This window comes from Paraburkholderia sp. RL18-101-BIB-B (assembly GCF_046026985.1).
In the GTDB taxonomy this organism is placed as follows: Bacteria; Pseudomonadota; Gammaproteobacteria; order Burkholderiales; family Burkholderiaceae; genus Paraburkholderia.
This window is the reverse complement of record NZ_JARESV010000233.1, coordinates 1-320: the sequence shown is the minus strand read 5'-3', so window position 1 is coordinate 320 and position 320 is coordinate 1. Positions and strand designations below refer to the sequence as shown.

Genomic DNA, 320 nt, shown 5'->3' with positions numbered 1-320 from the left:
TGCCGGGCCTTCGCCCTGCGGGATGTCGATATTGGCGCGGAAGATGCGACCCAGGCCGGCGTTGTCCGGACCTTTCTGCGTCCAGTAGAGCTTCTTGTGCTTCGGATCGATCGTGATTCCGACGCACCACCGGGTCTGGTCGAGACGGTCCTGGTCGCTCTGCCCGGTCGCGACCAGCGTGTCGACTTGAGAGCCGTCGAGGTTGGCGCGCATCACGCGCATGCCCTCTCGATCGCACCAATAGAGCTTGCCGCCAACCTTGTCGAGATGAATCTGCTTCGGTGTGTGCGTGACGCCTTGCGGGACGATGAGCACGCGGT

At 63.4% G+C, this 320-nt stretch carries 1 pseudogene; it reads right to left on the bottom strand.

Annotated features, from left to right (window positions below):
* A pseudogene (locus P0D73_RS46880) lies at nucleotides 1-320 on the bottom strand (3-hydroxyacyl-CoA dehydrogenase); the annotation flags it as partial.